This window comes from Candidatus Melainabacteria bacterium (genome assembly GCA_003963305.1).
In the GTDB taxonomy this organism is placed as follows: domain Bacteria; phylum Cyanobacteriota; class Vampirovibrionia; order Obscuribacterales; family Obscuribacteraceae; genus PALSA-1081.
In genome coordinates, this window is record RXJR01000003.1 from 247,156 (window position 1) to 267,382 (window position 20,227).

Annotated in this window: 16 protein-coding genes; 13 read left to right on the forward strand and 3 right to left on the reverse strand. The window is 49.0% G+C overall.

The annotated features are described in order from the left end of the window. Positions 1–59: 59 nt before the first annotated feature. The 8 genes from EKK48_04170 to EKK48_04205 all read left to right on the forward strand — a co-directional run bounded on the left by EKK48_04170 (position 60) and on the right by EKK48_04205 (position 7,346). Positions 60–428 (forward strand): hypothetical protein, encoded by a 369-nt coding sequence (locus EKK48_04170; GenBank protein RTL45260.1) that lies wholly within the window; start codon positions 60–62, stop codon positions 426–428. Beyond that, on the forward strand, positions 425–628 hold the full coding sequence (locus EKK48_04175) for a hypothetical protein (GenBank protein RTL45261.1): 204 nt from the start codon (positions 425–427) through the stop codon (positions 626–628). The genes EKK48_04170 and EKK48_04175 overlap by 4 nt, the downstream gene beginning before the upstream one ends. Positions 629–797: 169 nt before the next feature. Beyond that, positions 798–1,067 carry a 30S ribosomal protein S20 gene (gene rpsT, locus EKK48_04180; protein ID RTL45262.1) on the forward strand — a complete coding sequence of 90 codons (270 nt, stop codon included), beginning with the start codon at positions 798–800 and terminating at the stop codon, positions 1,065–1,067. Positions 1,068–1,111: 44 nt separating this feature from the next. Beyond that, a complete protein-coding gene (gene murC, locus EKK48_04185; GenBank protein RTL45263.1) occupies positions 1,112–2,581 on the forward strand; it encodes a UDP-N-acetylmuramate--L-alanine ligase in 1,470 nt (489 codons plus the stop codon). Further along, positions 2,565–3,467, forward strand: a complete 903-nt coding sequence (murB, locus tag EKK48_04190; protein RTL45264.1) for a UDP-N-acetylmuramate dehydrogenase — start codon at positions 2,565–2,567, stop codon at positions 3,465–3,467. The genes murC and murB overlap by 17 nt, the downstream gene beginning before the upstream one ends. Before the next feature lie 110 nt (positions 3,468–3,577). Next, a complete protein-coding gene (locus EKK48_04195) occupies positions 3,578–4,402 on the forward strand; it encodes an alpha/beta hydrolase (protein ID RTL45265.1) in 825 nt (274 codons plus the stop codon). After that, positions 4,399–6,102, forward strand: coding sequence for a UDP-N-acetylmuramoyl-tripeptide--D-alanyl-D-alanine ligase (locus EKK48_04200; GenBank protein RTL45266.1), 1,704 nt, complete (start codon positions 4,399–4,401; stop codon positions 6,100–6,102). The genes EKK48_04195 and EKK48_04200 overlap by 4 nt, the downstream gene beginning before the upstream one ends. 8 nt (positions 6,103–6,110) lie before the next feature. Beyond that, complete coding sequence (locus tag EKK48_04205) at positions 6,111–7,346, forward strand: D-alanine--D-alanine ligase (protein ID RTL45267.1); 1,236 nt, start codon at positions 6,111–6,113, stop codon at positions 7,344–7,346. Positions 7,347–7,348: 2 nt separating this feature from the next. Here the strand turns inward: EKK48_04205 and EKK48_04210 are convergent, their stop codons facing one another. Beyond that, entirely contained in the window at positions 7,349–8,416 is a 1,068-nt protein-coding gene (locus tag EKK48_04210; protein RTL45268.1) for a serine/threonine protein kinase, read from the reverse strand. A 278-nt stretch (positions 8,417–8,694) separates the two neighbouring features. Here EKK48_04210 and EKK48_04215 point away from each other — a divergent pair, with 278 nt between their 5' ends. Together EKK48_04215 and EKK48_04220 are read left to right on the forward strand one after the other, a co-directional pair. Then, positions 8,695–9,321, forward strand: coding sequence for a single-stranded DNA-binding protein (locus EKK48_04215; protein RTL45269.1), 627 nt, complete (start codon positions 8,695–8,697; stop codon positions 9,319–9,321). A gap of 281 nt (positions 9,322–9,602) precedes the next feature. Continuing rightward, a complete protein-coding gene (locus tag EKK48_04220) occupies positions 9,603–12,152 on the forward strand; it encodes a serine/threonine protein kinase (GenBank protein ID RTL45270.1) in 2,550 nt (849 codons plus the stop codon). Positions 12,153–12,231: 79 nt separating this feature from the next. Here the strand turns inward: EKK48_04220 and EKK48_04225 are convergent, their stop codons facing one another. Continuing rightward, positions 12,232–12,564 (reverse strand): hypothetical protein, encoded by a 333-nt coding sequence (locus EKK48_04225; GenBank protein RTL45271.1) that lies wholly within the window; start codon positions 12,562–12,564, stop codon positions 12,232–12,234. Positions 12,565–12,820: 256 nt separating this feature from the next. Here EKK48_04225 and EKK48_04230 point away from each other — a divergent pair, with 256 nt between their 5' ends. After that, on the forward strand, positions 12,821–17,437 hold the full coding sequence (locus EKK48_04230) for a tetratricopeptide repeat protein (protein ID RTL45272.1): 4,617 nt from the start codon (positions 12,821–12,823) through the stop codon (positions 17,435–17,437). Between the two features lie 67 nt (positions 17,438–17,504). On the opposite strand, the gene EKK48_04235 is transcribed toward EKK48_04230, so the two are convergent. Further along, a complete protein-coding gene (locus EKK48_04235) occupies positions 17,505–18,230 on the reverse strand; it encodes a hypothetical protein (GenBank protein ID RTL45273.1) in 726 nt (241 codons plus the stop codon). A 214-nt stretch (positions 18,231–18,444) separates the two neighbouring features. Here EKK48_04235 and EKK48_04240 point away from each other — a divergent pair, with 214 nt between their 5' ends. After that, positions 18,445–18,957 (forward strand): DinB family protein, encoded by a 513-nt coding sequence (locus tag EKK48_04240; GenBank protein RTL45274.1) that lies wholly within the window; start codon positions 18,445–18,447, stop codon positions 18,955–18,957. Between the two features lie 226 nt (positions 18,958–19,183). Continuing rightward, positions 19,184–19,957, forward strand: coding sequence for a DUF4239 domain-containing protein (locus EKK48_04245; protein ID RTL45275.1), 774 nt, complete (start codon positions 19,184–19,186; stop codon positions 19,955–19,957). The last annotated feature ends 270 nt before the right edge of the window (positions 19,958–20,227 follow it).

Below are 20,227 nucleotides of genomic sequence, written 5' to 3' on the forward strand. Positions count from 1 at the left end.
CGCCAGTTACCAAAACGAACCAGAATCCCCTGTCTGGCTAGGAGTAATCAAGAATCATTATGGTCCACGATAAACCCGCCGAAGGAAAAGGCGAAAGCCAAGAGCAGCAGCAACTCAATGCAGCGGCTACAGAAGCAACCAATCGTTTGAATGCAGAAGTGCAAAAGTCACCAAACGTTGCCAGAACCAATGATGCTGCCAATGTCGCGGACAGAGTCTTAATCGCAGACAACAGTGCTGGCGATGCTAAATACGCAGAAGTGGCTAACTACGCGAAATTCGCCGACCCCGTGAGCCGAATGCCTGAGTCTGATCGGTTCAACATAGGAACACAAGCGAACGTCAAAGATGTAATGGCTCAGTTTGACTATCTATATCCAAACAACCGTGCCTTCAATCAAAGTGTGAATGACGTCCTTCGAGTATGAGTCGAAAGAACGTAGATAAATCTGGTGAAGACCGTGATGACAAGAATCCTTGCCATCAGCAGGCTCCAACCGAAAGTGAGACACCCACTTCCTGGTCGAATAAGCAGGTAAGGCTGGACTTCTGCCTCGACGAAAAAGGTCCGAACGCAGCCAAGAAGTTCAACGACTTGATTGCCAAGACGCTCAAACTGCAAGAGTGATCTGAGCAGATTAACAATTGTTCCATCTCGAAACCTGCTCAAGAAGCGGGTTTTTGCGTTTTCTGGTGTTTTTGAAATAGGGTTAAACGCTCCGCCCGGCAACCTTTGAAGCTGCATGTGATAAACTACACAGCTTGTATCGTCATTCCTAAAACGTCGGAAATTTATCGTGCCTAATATCAAATCAGCTATTAAACGCGTCGAAGTCGCAGAAAGAAATCGTCAACGCAACAAATCCTGGAAGTCGGCAGTGCGCACTGTTCGCAATGAAGTTGCTGCCTCAGTCAAGAGCGGTGACCCCGCAAAAGCATCCACAGCTCTCGGCAACGCTTATCAAGTTATCGATAAGGCTGTCAGCAAAGGCATCCTCCACAAAAATGCAGCGGCTCGCAAAAAATCGAGAATGGCTGGTGAAGTTCTCAAACTAAGCAGCAAGTAGCACTCACATTCTTTGTGGCGGGTTCTTGTGGCTGAGGGCTTAAGTTGGAAATAGATGCGGCATCCTGCGCTCAAACGCAGCACGAACAGTCCGTTGGGCAAACTCCGATCAAATTCGACCTGGATAAAATAGACGGTCCGATCCATTTCATTGGCATCGGCGGTATAGGAATGTCGGCGATCGCGCGACTGCTATTAGGCAAGGGCAGGGCGGTTTCAGGGTCAGACAAATCGGCGTCATCGATTACAGAAGAACTCGAAGCTCTCGGCGCTAAGATTTTCATTGGACATCAGGCTTCCAACGTCAAGGATGCTGGTGCGCTGGTGGTCTCGACGGCGATTCAGACCGATAACCCTGAATATGCGTTTGCTCAAGAACGAAATTTGCCGATATGTCATCGGTCCGACCTTTTGTCGATGCTGAGCAAATCGTCCAAGCTCATCGCTATTTCCGGCACGCACGGTAAAACGACGACAACCGGCATGGTCGGTCAGATTTTGCTCGATTGTCGTGTCGATCCCTCTATTGTGGTCGGCGGCATTTTCGACCGTATCGGCTCTAACGCGCATCTGGGAAAGAGTGAGTACTTTGTCGCAGAAGCTGACGAGAGCGACAGAACCCATGCCCAGGTGACTTCATATATTTCTGTTTTGACGAACATCGAAGCTGACCATCTGGAGAATTATCCTGGAGGGCTCAAGCAGATTCGTGACGTTATGGCATCGTTTGCCAACGGTTCTTCATTCGCTGTAGTCATTTGCGGTGATGATGAGGGCTGTCGCGCCGTCATGCCGGCTATTGATAAGCGCATGGTTGTATACGGTAAGAGAGGCGGTGGCGCTTACGACTACTCGTATGAGAGTCTGCCTGGCTTCGGAATGAAAGTGTTCAAGAAAGATACGCTACTGGGAACAGTGGAGTTGTCTGTTCCGGGCGAGCACAACAAGTCTAATGCGCTTGCTGCAATGGTTGTGGCTTTCGAGATGGGTCAGGAGTTCGACCCGGTGGCGGAGTCAATTGCCACGTTCAGCGGAGTTGACCGTCGCTTTCAGATTATCGGCGAGCACAATCAGATAGTCGTGGTTGATGACTACGCGCACCATCCTACTGAAGTAGTTGCTCTTCTGCAGGCTGCTCGCCAGTATATTCAAGGGCGCAAAGAGCTGAAGCGCACCGTTGCAATTTTTCAGCCGCACCAACCGGGGCGGTTGCGTGACTTGTGGAACGAGTTTTGCGGAGCTTTCGCCAACGCAGACGTCCTCTTCGTCGCCGACGTTTATGTGGCACGCGGAAAAGGCATTGAGAACATCACGTCGGAGCGCTTTTGCAAGGAAGTAAAGCATCCCGGAGCCATTTATCTAAATGGGCCTACCGAGACTTTGACTGAGAAAGTGGCAGCACATCTGGTGCCTGGCGATCTTGTCATAACGATTGGTGCCGGCGACATCACAAACATGGGTCCAGCGCTCGTTAAGCACCTGGTGCAAGGTCACTCGAATGGAAGCACAAAGTAACGTACCGCTCTGGCGTTACACGACCTTGAAGATAGGTGGGGAGGCGGCTAGCTTCTATCAGCCTGAATCTATTGATGAATTAGTCGAATTGATGGAAACGTTGAAGAAGCAAGGACAACCGTGGTTTGTTCTGGGCGGCGGATCTAACTTGCTCGTTTCTTCTAAAGGGGTTGAGGGAAGCGTAATCCGTACTGCTCACATGAAGCGTATGGAAAATCCAGAACCAAACGTCATCGTTGCCGATGCTGGGGCGAGATTGCCTCATTTGGCTCGCTTTGCGGCTTCCAAAGGTCTGTCTGGCTTTGAATTCTCAGTCGGCATTCCCGGCACCGTGGGTGGAGGCGTCATCATGAATGCCGGTGCCCACGGCAGTTGCATGTCCAACTTAATCGAGACGGTGACGATATTCGACACCGAGAAAGAAGAGATTATTACCCTGGCGAATGATGAGATTGGTTTTGTATATAGAAGATGCAATCTTGATCCGGCTAAGCACGTTGTTCTCTCTGCTCGCTTCAGGCTCACTGACGAACGACCTGATGTAATCGAAGCCAATATCAAGCACAACGAAGAATATCGCTGGAAGACTCAGCCGCTTGGTTGGCCCAATGCCGGCAGCACCTTCAAAAATCCAGAACCGACCAGAGGTGCAGGTCTGCTTCTCGATCAGTCCGGCGCCAAGCAGCTCAAGGAAGGAAATGCTGCGGTTTCGGCAGTGCATGCCAATTTCGTCATTAACATGGGCGGCGCTACATCTGATGAAGTAACAACATTGCTCAGGCGCATGCAAGATACTGTTTATGACAATTTCGATATCCGTTTGCATCCAGAGTGGAAAATAGTCGGCGATTTTACAAACTCTGAACGAGAAGTTTTCGAGTCTTAGCAATTGAAAATGCGGCAAGCTAACTGCTTCACGCTATGATTTGTTGTGGCGGTGCGATTGCATCGTGATGCGCTATCAAGTTTCAAAGTGTGAGTTCTATCGTGGTCACTATGACGCAAAGCGAGACACAATCAGGCGTTGAGCTAGTGCCCATCAACTCGGTTCGATACGGCGATAAAGGCGACGTCGTTTTGATGATGCACGGTTGGGGGCTCAACCTCGATTCCATGCGGATTCTGGGTGAGCTGCTCGGTAAGTGGAATCAAGTCATCATTGTTGACTTGCCGGGATTCGGCAAATCTCCAAAACCTGATGCCGACTGGGATACGATTCAATATGCGGAACGCATGGCGAAGTATATCGACGAACAAAATATATCGCCGGCACATCTGATCGGACATTCTTTCGGTGGACGTGTTGCAATTCGTATGGCCAGCCGCTTTCCTGAGAAGGTGAAAAGCGTCGTTTTGATTAATGCTCATGGACTGCAGCGTCAACTGACCGGGCAGAGAAAATTTAAGTCGATGAGAACGAAGTTCCTGTCTAAGACTTGCAAATTTATCGATGGAATATTCGGCACGAAAACCTACCAGAACTGGTTTACGCCGAAGTATGCATCTCGAGATTATTTGAATGCGGGACCGCTCAAAAACATAATGGTCAAAGCGGTGACGGAAGACGTCACGCCCGATGCCCTGAAAGTGAAGGCGCCAACTTTCATGCTCTACGGCGAGAAAGATGATGAAACGCCTGTTGAATTCGGTGAGCGATACAAGAGCCTGATCAAAAACTCGCAACTGGTCGTTTTGCCTGGCAAAGACCACTTTCCGTTCATGGATGAAGGTGCGCATCTTTGCGCCAGCTATATTTTGAAATTTTTCCGCAGTCTTGATGCAGAGGGAGTTTCGTCCAATCAGGCGGGGAACGTGAAGTGAACACTCTCGCCGGCGTCGTCTGTTTGATCATTTGTACTGTATGTTCTTTCTACTTCTTCTACAGAAGGGGCTTGCGCTACCTGCAATTTCTGCAGCAGGAAGATTATGAGTCGGGACGCTTTGTAGACTGGCTGATGCAGCGCAAAGCTTTTGATAAGCGCGGAAGTTTGACCAGCGCTGTTGGCATTGCCTTGAACTTTATTTTGCCGCTCTCGTTTTCGTTAGAAATCGGTCTCAATATCGCTATCGCCCTGGGGCTCAGTTATGTTGCCGGTTTGGAAGAAGACCCACGCGCAGTCGGCAAGCTCGCTCTGAAGATGACAGATCGGGCCAAACGCATTTTCAATTTGACTTGCACGATTTATTTCATCAGTTTGTTGGTGCTGCTCTTCTATTTCGCGCATGACTTCACCGATGCCGGTTTTGCCAAGCTGACGATGAGCACGTTCTGGTTGATTCAGGTATTTGCATTTTTCGCTGAACCGCTGATTTTGATTCTGGCAAATGCGCTGCTCGATCCTTATGAAAAGGACTTGCAGGAGGGTTTTGCTAACGAGGCTCGAAAGATTCTCAGCACCGTGCATCCTTTTGTAATCGGCATTACGGGAAGTTACGGTAAGACGAGCAGCAAGGTTATTCTCACTGACATATTGAACACAGTCAGTCCGACATTCACCACTCCGCGCAGCATCAATAGCTATATGGGCGTGACGCGCGAGATTCGTGAGCGCATGAAACCGCAGCACAAGTATGCTGTTATTGAGATGGGCGCGTACTATACGGGCTCAATTAAACGCATGTGTTCACTGACTCCGCCGAACGCTGCTCTGGTCACCGCGGTTGGTGCCATGCATCTGGAGCGTTTCGGCTCGCAGGAGAATGTATTCAAAGCAAAGTCTGAGCTGCCTGAGGCTCTGCCCGGTGACGGTGTGCTGGTCATTAACGGTGATTATGACTATTGCCGAAAGATGGGCGAGAATCACAAGGACAAGCGTGTTTTTGTCTACGGACTGGATGAGACGAAAGGTCCGGTCGACGCCTTGATGTACGATATCGAGCCGACCGAGAAAGGCACGAATTTTGCCATTCGCTGGCAGGGGAAAGTTTATACCGGTTCTACCTCATTGCTTGGTCGACCGATGCTGTCAAATGCCCTTGGAACATTCACGATGGCTTGTGTATTGGGATTGAATCCTGAACTTGTGCTGGCTGTGATTAAGAATGTAAAAACGGAATCGAACCGCCTCGAACCTCAGCGTGCGGCGATAGCCTCGCTGCAGGCGGTACGGAATGGCAAGCCGCCTCGAGATGGGAACGTATTGCGCTTGAACGACGCCTATAACTCTAATCCACAGGGTTTCAATGGTGCGCTGGAAGTATTGAATCGTGTCAAGGGCGGCAGGAAAATTCTGGTCACTCCAGGCATGATTGAACTCGGCGACAAGCAGTTTGAAGAGAACAAGAACTGCGCCAGGAATGCTGCGGCGTTCTGTGATCTCGTTGTTGTCGTAGGTTCGACCAACAAAGAAGCGCTCGTCGAGGGCTTGAAAGAAGGTGGGCTCAAAGACGAAAAACTGAAGCTGGTTACAAGCATGCGCGAGGCTCTGAATTTCCTGGCCGAAGATTTTTGTCTCGATGGTGACGTTGTTTTGATTGAAAATGACCTGCCTGACCTTTACGAATCTGTCCCGACCTTTTAGAGAGAAGTATGCAAAACGGTGACAGAAAAAGAAAAACAATTGCCGTGATGTTCGGCGGGAGATCGGTCGAGCACGAGATTTCCATTATCACTGGTTTGCAATTGATCAAGGCGATGGATGTAGTCAAATACAACCCGCTCCCCGTCTACATTGCACCTTCCGGTAAATGGTATGCCGGAGAGGCTCTGCTCAATCGTGATTTTTACAGACGTATGCCATCCTCGCTTTCTGAAGTGGATGAAGTGACACTTCTTCCTCAACCTGATGTTGGTGGCTTAACTGTTTTGCGCCCTGGTACAGGCAGCGATTTTTCGCTCGAAACCGGCACTGACAGGCGTGTATTGCCGGTTGACGTCTTCTTTGTTTCATTTCACGGCACGTTTGGAGAGGATGGATGCATCCAGGGCGTGCTGGAGATGGCCGAGGTGCCATACACCGGATGCGGTGTCTTATCGGCTGCTGTCGGAATGAGCAAATATCATTGTAAAAAGCTTCTGGAGAGCCACGGCGTGCCGGTTTTACCTGGCGTTATAGTCAATCGCGAATCGATTGAAGTAAACCTCGGCAATAACTTAGCGCAAGTTCGGCAAGAGATCATGAGTGCTCCCGGGCTGGAGAAATTTCCTCTTTTTGTCAAACCGCTGAACCTGGGGTCGAGTATCGGCATCGCCAAGGCTAAGGATAAAGCGGGACTGGATGCCGCTTTAATGCAGGTTTTCAAATACGATTATGCCGCGATCGTTGAGCCATGCCTCGATAACAAGATGGAAATCAACGTCTCAGTACTGGACGACACTGAGCCAATTGCGTCGGTGCCTGAAATTCCAGTTTCTTCTACTGGTGATGAACTGACCTACGAAGATAAGTATTTGCGGGGTGGCGGCAGTAAAAAGAATGCACCTCCATCGCAGGGTATGGCGGGTTTGACGCGTGTAATCGATCCGAAAGATTTGAAGAAAGAGCTCAAAGATGCTGCTCAAGATTATGCCAAAAGAGCGTTCAAAGCACTTGGATGTGCGGGCGTAGCGAGAATAGACTTCATGGTCGATTTGAATGACAATCAACTCTATTTCAATGAAATAAATACCTTGCCTGGCTCATTGGCGTTCTATTTGTGGATGAATTCGCATCCGCCTGTTTTCTACACCGACATGCTTACGCATATCATCGAGCGTGCGGAATTGCGCAGCCACAGACGTTCTTCCCTGTCGCGAGAGATTGGCTTCAAGGCTCTCTTCAAGTAGATTTAATTGCCCTTGAATTTCTCTTGCCACCAGGTCTTCAGCTTATTCAACAGAGTTGGCGGAGGATTTTTTGTGCGCGCTTTTGGGCGACTGTCGTTGACCGATTTGACGTGTTCGCGGGTCTTAGCTTGAAGATCCTGGGGGCGTTGCTGTTCTTTCCAGCTTGTAGGCCAGTTGGCGCTATCTTTCATAACGCCACGGCGCAGCGGTTGGTGCGAGCCTGAGAGGTACTGTATCTGAATCTGCGCTTCTTCTGGAATTTCGAAGTCAGGATGGATCTCGTGATAGATGCGATAGAGTTCGTGTCGCACATCGCGTGCCGTCTCTGGTCTGTCTACGGGGTTGTGTGCCGTCATTCTGCGAATTAAGTCATCGAGCGTCAGCAATACTTGTTTGTTGACGTGACGTGGTGCGCTGACGGAGAGTGGCTTGGGCCGTTGCCCGGTGAGCAGATGTCCAAGCGTCGCACCGAGAGCGTAGAGATCGCTGCGCGTTTCAGGTTTTCCAAAATATTGTTCGGGAGGTGAGTAACCGGCAGTTACAACACGAGTTGCAGATTGTTTTGGTGCAAACGACCTGGCGATGCCGAAGTCGATAAACACAACCTGACCGTCCGGAGTGAGCATAAGATTGCTTGGCTTGAGATCTCGATAGATAATCGGCGGATCTTGTTCGTGCAAGTATTCCAGGACTTCACAGCACTGAATAGCGATTTCTACAGTCGATTCTGAGTTGAATGGTCCATACGTGGCTACGATCGACTCAAGATTTTTTCCTGGTACGTAATCCATGACCAGAAAGTACTTGCCATCGTTTGTGGTGTGGTCGTCGAAGAATCGAACAATGCCAGGATGGTCGAACTTGCGCAGCATATTTGCTTCGCGCTTAAACAGACGAACCGCTTCTTCGTGCTCGTCGGGGTCGGAATGTTTGCTTATCAGCTGTTTGACGACACAGGGCGCATTATTAGCAGTTCTGTCTTCGGCAAGATAAATGATGCCCATGCCGCCCTGTCCCAGCGGCTGACAAAACCGATAGCGCTGAAACCAGGCGTCAGAGTTTTCGGCCACTATAAAGCGTCCCCCATCCGCTCTTGAAAATCGCTGTATATACCCGAGGTACCTTCATTCGCACAACATTTCATACCCTGAGTGTTTGCTCTCTTAACCGCTTGGCGCGTGGGGCGTACCCTGGTGCGCGTGACGGGAACGAGTGCGCTATGCACTGGCGCTCATGACGACTGGCGTCTGGCATCCCGCCCCAGACCGTCGCGTGGAAAGCGATTAATTGCGTTTTTCAGCACCAGTTGGCTCTTTCGAAAAAGCGCAAGAAAATCTCGAGAAATGTGTTGACATACATTCGTATGGTATGTATTCTAACAACATCTCCCCAATTGATACCAAATTTCACCTGGGTTTGCCCGGAGGTAAAAATCATGAGTTTTGCAATCGTATCCATTGTGGGGAATCTTACACGACCGCCGGAGCAAACTGCGTTTGCCAGCGGCAAAACGAGAACAACCTTTGTAGTTGCTGTAAATGTCAGAAGCCGGAACGTTGAAAAGCCCTCTGACAGTGCTGACTTCTACAAGGTTGAGGCCTGGGGCAGGTTAGGTGAATTAGCCATGATGTACCTGTCCAAAGGCAATCAGGTAACCGCTAACGGGCGGTTAGTGATGGACAAATGGATTGATAAAGAAGGGCGTGAGCGAATCACCCCGACCATAAAAGCCGAGAATCTTGCCTTCCCCAGGAAGACGGGGTCACTCGAAGAATTTGGGTCGGTCACGCGCTTCGACAGCGAGTTTGTGGATGAAGGGGCGGATAACGACCGCACCGTGACCTCCATCAAGGCAGCAGCGAACGCCGTGATGAGTCCGTCCGCAATAACGACGTCCAGGTCTGCCGACACTGCTAAAGCTGCGACAACAGCCACGACTCTGGCGGCAAGCAGCAGAAAAACGCAGACAGCGTGACGTCAACAACAATGGCTCTGTAGGGGCGCCAAACCGGGCGGACTGCTCAACCGGTCGGACAAGCGTCCCTACTAGAAAGGGCCACCGCCTTCTCTCCGTGCTCCGTAGTGGGTACGGAGGAGGGCGCCCGATAAAGTTTCCTCCCACCACACACACACACGGTATTTCACCAGAGAGAATAGGGAAAAGCTTGGGGATAGGCTTTTCCCGTTTTCTTTGAGCTATTTCCTTCTGGTCAGGGCAAATAATGGTTGGAGCTTATCTTCAGCCAGCAAATTTCCATGCCAGATTCCATTCCAGATATCGTTTCGACGCCGGAAGATACAAATGCTGATAATCGGCGCGAGGACTTTCGTCCTGGCGATGTTCTCGATGGCAGGTATCGTGTCGAATCGGTTCTTGGCTCGGGTGGCATGGGTGTGGTTTACCGTGTTACTCAGATGTTTGTGGATAAGGAGTTTGCGCTTAAAACACTGATCAAAGATCAGATCTCCGAAGTCAAACTGCGAAGATTTCAGCAGGAAGCCAGAGCCGTCTTCGCTTTGGATCATCCAAACATAGTTGCTGTAAAAGATTTCGGCATCATTGAAGACATGACTCCTTTTCTGGTCATGGAACTTATAGAAGGTGAAACCTTGAGCGCACGCTTAAAGCGCTCCGGTCGTTTGACTTTAGAAGAGGCAATACCAATCTTTGTGCAGACGTGTTTTGGATTAGGATACGCTCATGACCAGGGTATAGTGCATCGCGATATCAAACCGAGCAATATTATGGTTATTGATGGTATTGAATCTGGTGCGGAAGGAAGTATCAAAATCTTGGATTTTGGTATAGCAAAGTTCAGCCAGCATGACTGTGGAGAAATACAATCACTGACTAAGACAGGTGAAGTTTTTGGCAGTCCGTTTTACATGAGCCCCGAGCAGTGTGTCGGCGAGCGTGTGGATCATCGGGCCGACGTTTATTCGCTGGGCTGCGTTCTTTTCGAGGCGCTGACAGGCACTCCGCCCTGTGTTGGTGAGAGCGCTTTATCAACAATGATGCAACATCAGATCGGCAAAGTACCCACGCTAAAAGAAGCATCAATGGGACTGGAGTTTCCACCTGAGTTGGAAAAGATAGTTGCCAAAATGTTAGATAAGTCGCCAGATAAGCGCTATCAGAAATTGGGATTGGTTGCGCACCACCTGGCTGCACTTAGAAAGGGCGGTTCTGAGACTGCGACATTTGTAGTTGACTCGCCTGAAGGAGCCAAGCAAAAGAAGGATGACCGCACCAGGAAGCCTGTCGTGCGAGCGGCAGATGTGGAACCGGCGGCGGCAAAATCAGAATCAGAATCAGGACCTGTAAAAGCGGCACCGAAAGTGGTGTCATTTACGATGCCGAAGTTTGTAGGACTTGTCATTTTGATTTTGCTTGGTTCTTCCTTGATAGCTGGTTTGGTTGGTTATAGCATTGGCCGTCAGCAGTCATTGCAGGAGAGCAAATCGTCAGATTCGGCTTCGGCTGGAAATCATTTAGAATCCAAACCTTTGCGGTTAGCAACAGCTGACTTGAGTCGAAAAGCAGACCGTGCAAAATCGGAGAATAATAATTCGACTCCGCATTTCTCGCATTCTAAGCTCCCCGTGATTGCCCCTGTCGCTCCTGCGCCGATTCTGTCTAAGCCTAGAGTGAACACCGTGTTTTCCTTCCCGAAGGATATAAGCATAGGTATTCTCAAGGTTGATGATCAACCTCCTAAACCAATTGTGGGTCAGAGGGTTGTTGGAAAGCATAGTAAACTTACTTTCTTTACGCGTCATGCTTCCAAACATCTTCCGAAGCTGTTAGATACGTTCCGCGACGATGACTTGAATGGACTTGAAGTTGTTTTCAGCCATCCCGAAGATATTCTCAGTAGAGTGAAGAATTGGAAACGTCTCGAAGATCTGAGTTTTTTCGATCCGCTGATTAAGGCAATGCCTCGATGTGAATCCCACGAGGAAACGCCTGTTACCGATGAATTGTTGCCGCAGATTGATAATTTGAAGACGCTGACAACTCTGGGTTTGTGTGGACCATCGATTACTGGTGGGGCTGTTGCCCACATGTCTCTGTTGCGAAGTTTGCACACTTTGAAAATTAAAGACATTAAGGACCCCGAGTCATTGCTCATGGAACTGCCGCGGCACCCAAACATCGAAGAGGTCTGGTTGATCAATCAGGACACTAATAATCATCACTTAGAACTGCTTGCCGAGATGCCTAATCTGAAGACTCTGACGATCAGGCGCAGTGAGCTAACAGCTGATTCTTTGCCGATATTTTTGAAAATGAAAAAGCTGAAGAGTTTAACTATCGACAGAAATAATTGGAGTGAACAGGACAAAGCGAAATTTAAGACTGCTATTCCTGGATGCAAGTTTGAACCCGTTGTAGACGTTCAATACTGGTTTATCTTGCCTGATGCTCCAATTCAAAATCTCACGCCTGTTCAGACCAAAACCGGTGCTGAGATAGCGAAGACTATTGCTGAACAGAAGAAGGCTCAAGCGCAACTAAATGCGGCGCAACTGGCGGCATTGAAGAATTCGAAAAACTCGCTCGATCTGGATGATTCTAAAAATGAGTTTCAGCTTGTCGATAAAGTGTTTCGCAACAGGAATAGTTCAATTGACATTTTGTCTGTTGTGGTTCGCCCGGATGTTCTTGAAGAACTTGGTGCGACTCACAAAGAGATTTCAATGATCTTGAAGTTCCCGTTTAATCTTGTCAGCCCCCACGAAAAAACTTTCATAGACCGGCTCAAGCCCTATCTCGAGAAGCCGACCATATGGTCTCATCCCTGAGGGACGCGGAGGGACTCAATGTGCGTTGCGCGGAGGGATTCAATGTGCGGAGTCGTGCGGATTCAGTGGCAGGGTTCGACTACTTTTCCTGCTCATTAACGTCGGGCGGTAAGTTTTTTGCCAGCGCTGCCAGGCGATATTGGCTCATATCAGCCAGGCTCCTGACTCTTTTGGAGACTTCTTCTTCGCTGGTGTAGAGTCCAAACTCATCAGTTTCAACATTCTGCTCGTTCGGATTATTAGACTGCGCGTGCATCTCTTTCAGGTGGTCCGGCGTTTCTAGTGCCTTTAAACGCGAATGCGTCATCTTCGCGCTATCTATTCTGCCGCGTAAAGGCACTGATTTTGACTTGAAAGGGCTGAGCAAGACCTGGAAACAGGCAGTGATGTTGTCGAAAAAACTTCTGGGCATGAGTAACGGTTCCCTCGCTTCAAGCAGCCGCCAACCTATCCATACTACCATCGCTCATTTGAGCTATTCGCGCAAGTGATTCGGAATTGTGTAAGTAGGGCAAGTTTTGGGCACAAAAGTTTGCGATTACCTTGTTTTCTCCAGACAGTTTGGTTTGGCACTGTATTTGATACCACAATCGAGGTAAGTATTGGTGCACTTGTGACATCAGTAAGACGTTTATGCAACAATACGGCTTAGTGTCGTCCTGGTCAAAATGCGAAAGCTAACCCTTACACTCGTCTCGTTATGTCTGTTGCTGTCGCCGCAGATTTGTTTTGCCGATAGCGTAATCTGGGCGAAGGAGAAAAGCAACGGACAAAGCGCCTTCGATGCTAAGAATTACGGTCAAGCGCTTCGAGTATTTGAATCGGCGCGAAAGCGGATGGAGTCGAGTCCTGGCAGTGATAAGTCAGACCTCGCTGCTTGTTGGCTCTGGATTGGTTTTATCTATTCAGCCCAAAATCAGTACGCAAAAGCTGAAGCCGCTGATAAACGAGCTCTGGCGACTTGTGAGAAGTCAGCGGGGGCTGACGGGCTTGAGGTCGTGCCCTTCTTGAATAACCTGGCTGCTCTGTACAGCGAGACGGAGCGGTACTCCGAAGCCGAGCCGCTCTACAGAAGGGCTCTAGCTATACGCGAAAAGCAGCTCGGATCCAACAACCATGATGTAGCGACTTCTTTGAATAATCTGGCTCTCCTCTACAACAATCTGGGGCGTTATCGTGATGCCGAGTCTCTGTATAAACGCTGCTTAGTTATCGAACAGACTCGTTCGTGGAGCAATTCCTATTTAGTGCTGTTAAACAATCTGGCTGAGCTCTATCGCGATCAGGGTCGGTATTCAGAGGCAGAGCCGCTTTACAAAAAGTCCATTGCTCTGCAAGAAAAGTCGGTTGGTTCTGAGCACATTTCACTTGCTACACCCATTAACAATCTGGGTTTGCTTTACCGCTATCAGGGGCGATACTCAGACGCCGAATCTCTCTATAAGAGAGCTATCGTTATTTATGAAAAGGCAGGCGATGCGTTCGAACCAGACCTTGCCAGAGCCTTAAGTAATCTGGCTGGTCTTTACGATGAGCAGGGGCGGTACACTGAAGCCGAGCCTATTTACAAGAGGGCGGCGACGATAAGCGAGAAGGTGCTCGGTCCTGAAAGCCCTGATTATGCGACTGTTTTAGTTAATATCGCTTTGCTCTATGAGTCCGAAGGACGTTACTCCGAAGCCGAACCTCTCTATAAAAGAGCCTTGTCAATTTTAGAGAAGGCGCTTGGTCCGGACCATCCTCGTGTTGCTACGGCATTAAATAACCTGGCTGGTTTCTACAACGACCAGGGACGTTACGCAGAAGCTGAACCTCTCTTCAAAAGAGCTCTTGCAATACGTGAGAAAAAGCTTGATGCGGACCATCCGTCAATGGCAAAATCCTTAAGCAGTCTTGCTGCACTTTATAATCGCCAGGGACGTTTTCCTGAAGCTGAGGTACTGTACAAAAGGTCTCTGGCGATCAGTGAAAAGGCGCTTGGTCTGAATCACTCTGAGGTCGCCCAATGCCTGGATACTCTGGCGACGTTTTATGAGAGCCAGGGGCGATATGCCGAGGCCGAACCCCTGTATTTGAGAGCGGTTGCTATTTATGAGAAGAAGCTCGATGCCGACCATCCGTTATGCACTGGTAGTCTGAAAAATCTAGCCAGGTTGTATGAAGATGAGGAGCGTTATGCCGAAGCTGGACTTCTATTTAGTCGAGCGCTCGCTTTGGAGGCGAAGCGTCTGGGAGCGCGAAGGGTCATTGATCCATTCGTCGTAGCGGCGGCACAGAGACGTTTTGACATGGTGGCGCCACTCGAGACTCTTGCAAAATTTGGAAGCGGAAAAGCTCTCGAAAGAAGTGAAAAGTCAGTCGCTCCAGTCTCGCAGATCAGCGACAGTGCAGAGCAGAGTTTCGCTAGAGAAATTGAATGTTTGAAACTACTGCAAGCCGATTCGCATGCAGATGTGCTCCCACGCCTCAGCGATGTACTTGTAACCCGCAAAAAAATGTTTGGCAGCGCCGATCCAAGAACTGCTGAAGTTTTGCTGCAACTGGGAATTATCAGTAAAACTCTCGGGGGGAGCGCAAAGACTCAATCGAATTCCGCATATTCATCTCTAGTAAATTTCGGACGTGAACTTTGTTCGCGCACCGCTAATGGTGCTTCAAGTAAGAAGAATAAAGCAACGAATTCGGCAATTATAGAATCGATGGGCGGAGATGAAAACACCCGATTCTTTGTTGCAAATGCATTGCTGTGCCTTGGAAATTTATTAGCCAGCAACGATGAAATTGATAAAGCGAGGGACGCTCTTAGCGTCTCTGAGAAGTGCTTCCTTGCTCAACCTGGCAGCAAAAACGGAAAGGAGCAGGCTTCGGTTCAAAGTCTTTTGAGTTTGTCTGAATCCTGGATGAACCTGGGCAATTATGCCAGGAGCCAGGAGCTTATTGCCAGAGCGTCCGATTTTGCCACCACGAAAATCGCTAAATACAACTGCGCCGTTCTGGATGCCAGACTTAAATTGGAGCAAGCCGATTATGGTGCCGCTCTCGACAGTGCTAAATCCAATCTTCTCGCGAGCGGCGAAGCAATCTCCTGTCTTCACTCTGATGATGAGAAAAGTGCGGCATTACTGGATTCATATAAAATCATTATCGAGTCAGCTTTATCGATGGATAAACTCCAAGAAGCCCGCGACTTTACCGATCAGGCACTCAACCTGCCGGGGCTGAGTAAGCCCAGCCGAGTGAATCTTCTGGTTCTCAGAGCAACCATTGATTTCCAGGAAGGTTCCTTCGAAAAGGCAAATCAGTTATTACAAGCGGTTGAGTATCTAAATGATGAAACTGACAGCAAACTAGATCAAGCGGCTTTTACTCAGGCTGCAGCTACAAGGGGACTTGTGTTTGAGCGCCTTGGTAAACTGGCTGAGGCTCAGCGTTATCTAGGCTGGGCGCTCAACTGGGATAAGAGCAATCGCAGTTCGGATGGCTTGCTTGCTACAGCACGCGATTGCAATGGTCTCGCCCTTATCGAGATAGATCGCATCGCTGCTAATGACAAAGACGGCGATGCCGACCGAGCCAGGTACTACGCGCTTGAAGGTTCACGACGCATCAATAGTTACATAAATACTGCTTTCCCGGGACTATCGATTGGTCAGCAGTGCGCGTTTCTGGCAGTTGCAAAACAGCAGCGGGACGCTATTCTCACGACTTGCCAGAGTCGGGAATCAATTGGTGCTGCTTACAGCCTGATGATGCGATGGAAGGGACTCTTGCTGGAGTCACTTCGTACGAAAGGTGCCATCAAGGTTGCCGTTCAAGCTAATCCGGATCTAAAACAAAAGCAAGAGCAACTGGAAAGTAAGATTCGCCTGCTCGCATATCTTGCAAATCAAGGTGGAGGCACTACAAGTGATGCGCATCTGCACTGCGTATATGTGGATGAAACAGCTGAACGAGAGCGATTAGAGCGAGAAATATCTGCAGCTTCTGGTGTTGTTTTGAAAGATCCTTTGTCTGATATGGGCGCGGATGGTTTTAGAACTCTGCTGAAGTCAGACGAAGCATTCATCGATGTTCTGCTTTACAAACCGCTCAACGAAGCATCCGAACATTACGCTGTAGTCGCGATGAAAAATGGCGCCAGTGGTGAACCGCAGTTTTTTGATCTGGGAAAGCGCGATGAAATCGATGCCACTATTCGGAAATGGCGATTCGGTGTCACCGGGTCCGTGTCTGAACTGGGAAGAGATATTCATCGTATTGATGCGGATTCGACTTCAAAAATGGATCTCAAAGATTTTGATGTGCTAACTGCAAAAATATCTGATAATTTGCTGTCGAATGCGCACCTACAGCAATACCTCGGAGCGGACGTCAAACATCTCTGGCTCTGTCCCGAAGGCGAGTTTGGACGAGTGCCCTGGCCTGCTGTTGCACTGCTGCGTGGTCTAACAAGTCAGTCGATATCTCAAGTCGACAGTCCACGCGAATTTGTATTTCTGAGGCAGGAAAGAGCCGCCGTTGCTGCTGGTGACAAAAGCAGTTCGAATAAGATTTTGTTAGCTGGTCTCAGTAACTTTCACAAGGCTGGACTCAATAATCTTGATGGTGCACTCAAGGAAGTCGAAACGATAAAGCAATTAGCGGACAGCTTTGGTAGAGACGTGGACTACCTTCCGGAGGATGAAGCCACCAAGTACGCTGTCAAAATGAAATTAACCACTGCAGAGACGGCGCACATCGCCACCCATGGCTTCGCTCGGAGCACCGATGGCGGGGCGGGTGCGGTATCAGACTCTGCGACGCGAAGCGGAGCGTCACGTTTTACGATGGTGCGTGATGGCGGCGGTTTCAGGCTTGCATCCGGGCGTAACCCACTTAGCGAATGTGGTATCTATCTGGCTTATCCAAAGAAGAGAGAATTTTCTAGAGGTGATCAGGCACCAAATATTCTCACCGCTGATGAAATCATCGGTTTGGATCTAAGCAAGTGCCACACAGTGACGCTGTCTGCCTGCGAGACAGGACTGGGGAGAGCATTGAGCGGTCAAGGTGTCTTCGGACTGCGCTCTGCGATAATAAGCGCCGGCGCAAGATCAGTTTTGATGTCACTGTGGAGCGTACCAGACGATGCTACGCAAGAACTCATGAAACGATTCTATTCCAATCTCTGGAAAGAAGGCATGACCAAGCAAGATGCACTGTCTGATGCACAAAACTACATTCGACAGCAACCGAAATGGAGTGCTCCCAGCAATTGGGCTGCGTGGGTTCTGGTTGGGGAATGAGCATTAGCGCGCTGTGAATTGCGAGGCGCTGACAAATCTTTGCTTTGGAACGGTTCTTTTGGGTGCGTCAGTGAAATAGCTGGTCGTAAACTCTATCTACAACCTCATCTTCGCTTTCGACGACATCATCTGTTTTTGATAAAAGAAACCGACTGACAAAAATAAGAATACCGATCGCCAGGCTGCCCAGTCCCCACTGGGCGATTCGAATGGCATGTTCGGTTAGGACGTCTCGTAGGCAGGCACTTTGAGGGAAGTGCGGGTCGGTCCTGACTGAGAGCGTACCGTTGTTATCAATGGATGAGAATTTGAAGTGTTCGGCTGATTGGAGCGGTGTGTGAACCGGCTTGTTAGAGGCTATTTGTGGATATTTGCGAGTCATTCGGTTGTCGAAATCGTTATCTCTGGCGCAGTCTCCACTCTGACTGAAATTATCAATCGATGAGTAAAACCGCGGACCAGCGGGCGCTAACTTCTGCCGATTGAAATACGTTTTCCCTCTGAACTTGTAGGAGTAATCTAGAGATGCATCTTTGAAGAAGATCACATCTGGTTCAAGTGGAAAGCTGCGAAACACAGGCGCATTCACTGATATTAGGTTGCCTGGAACAACGGACCAGCCACTTGAGCTTTCAATTTGTCTGTACTCCATGTAAGCGTTTCCGCAAAGGTAGATGCCGACTACAATGAATGCTGGTGCGATGATTGGATTGAGGAGGTACTGAAAAAATGCATCATCCCATTCAGTCGGTCCCCTTCTGTAGGGGCTGTTATCGTAGATTTTAGTAGCCATTAAAGAGCTCCTCGATTATCACAATCATACCTGAGAAATTTAGCCAGGCAGTTTGAGTTGCGACGTGATGCGGGCGAGGTAACAGTGCCGAGCTCCTCTCCTGTGCCCGTGCATTCAGAACCAGTGCATCAGTTATGTGCTACAGGAATTATTAATACGGACTGGATTAAGCGCTATAATCGACGCGGTCACCGCGAGTTCCTCAAAATCCAAAATGATAACCAGACCAAAACCTGAAGAATATAATCCCTATTACGCTAAATACGTCGGCATGGTGCCAGATGATTCCCCGCTCTTGGTGCTAAACAGGTTGAAGGAATCGAGCTATAGATTGTTCAACGAGCTCAGCGATGACAAAGCTCACTTTGCCTATGCTGATGGCAAATGGACTGTGAAGGAAGTGTTGGGGCATATCATAGACGCAGAGCGTACCTTCGGGTATCGTTTGTTTTCCTTCTCGCGCGATTATGCGGAACTGCCTTCATTTGACCAGAATGTATACGTGAGTAATGGTAATTTCAACAGTCGCACTATACAAAATCTCGCTTCTGAGTTCAGGACAACACGCGAATCCAACATCTACCTTATAGAGTCTCTTACTGACGAACAACTGGATCGTAAAGGCGTTGCAAGCGGAAATGAAGTCACGGTGCGGGCTCTAATTTACATGCTTATCGGGCATGAGTTGCATCACTTGAGTGTATTGAACGAACGGTATTTTAGCTGAGCGCCTGTATGGTTTTTTCTCGCTGCAGAAGATCCGATCAAGTTCGCGCCTTCTACTTGGCTCCAAGACATCAGTCTCCGCGACAGACAATTTCGGATGCCGAGTCAAGAATATCTCTTGAAGACTCCAACCATCTAATTCTGCTCATTGTTTCAACCGATAGAGTAAACTGCTGAGGTTTATTCTTGTCCGGCTTAAATTAGATGGCACACCATGGAGGTGCAAAGTGATTCAATCGTCAATTCATTTGCTTTTGTGGATCGTCGGCTCAGTCGCTTGTGCAGTCCTGGGACTTTTTACTTTTGAAAAGATTCGGCCCAAGTATGTCATGTCTGAAAATTCTGAGTTCCTGGTGTCATCAGTAGCAATAGTTGGAACGCTTGTTTCTGTGCTACTTGGACTTCTGATATCAACAGCGGCAGACCAATACAAAGACATGGAAGCGTGCGTCGATTCCGAAGCAACAGCTGTTGGTGAGATGTTCCGATTGTCGCGAGGACTTCCTCCACAAAAAGGAAAGCGACTTCAATTGGCTTGCATTCGCTATTGCGATGCCATATTGAATGATGAGTGGGCCGCCATGAAGAAGGGAGGGCTAAGCGATCAGGTGACGGCTGCTTTCCTAGAAATGAATGATGCAATGACTGACATCAAACCGCAAAATGCCGAGTACTCGGGTATTCAAATAGAACTCCTGCGCGCACTTAGAGAGCTGAGCAATCACAGACGCGAGCGCATTATTTCGGTCAGAAGCCATACCTTTGCTCAGATGTTACCAATGCTTTTGATATGCAGCCTGGTTCTTCTCTGTAATGCATATCTGTTTTCGTCCGCGAGTCCTTCAAGACTGCACATTATGCTGATTGCTCTTATTGGCACGGTTTTGGGAGCGAACTTCGGCATTCTCGATTTGCTCGATCATCCGTTTACTGGAGCCGCCAGCATTTCTCCAGAACAATTTCAAATCAACGAAGAGGCTATGAAGCGATTTCTTCTATAGTCTGATGGCGGTCAAATTATTTGCGCATGAAAGACAGTTCGTCGGTCTTACTTTGTCTGTCGCTAGGTATCATATTCTCCATTCCAGGGCGGATGGAACTGTAGATCGCCGGGTTCCATTGTGACGGTGTCTCCACATTCTTCGGACGATGTATCGAGCATACCAAAAACGCTTCTGTGTATTTCGCTGAAAGCTGCCACTAGAACCGCTGATCGCGGCCAGTTTTCAACGGGATGAAACTGGCGCCGGATTTGTCGTCTCGTTAGCATC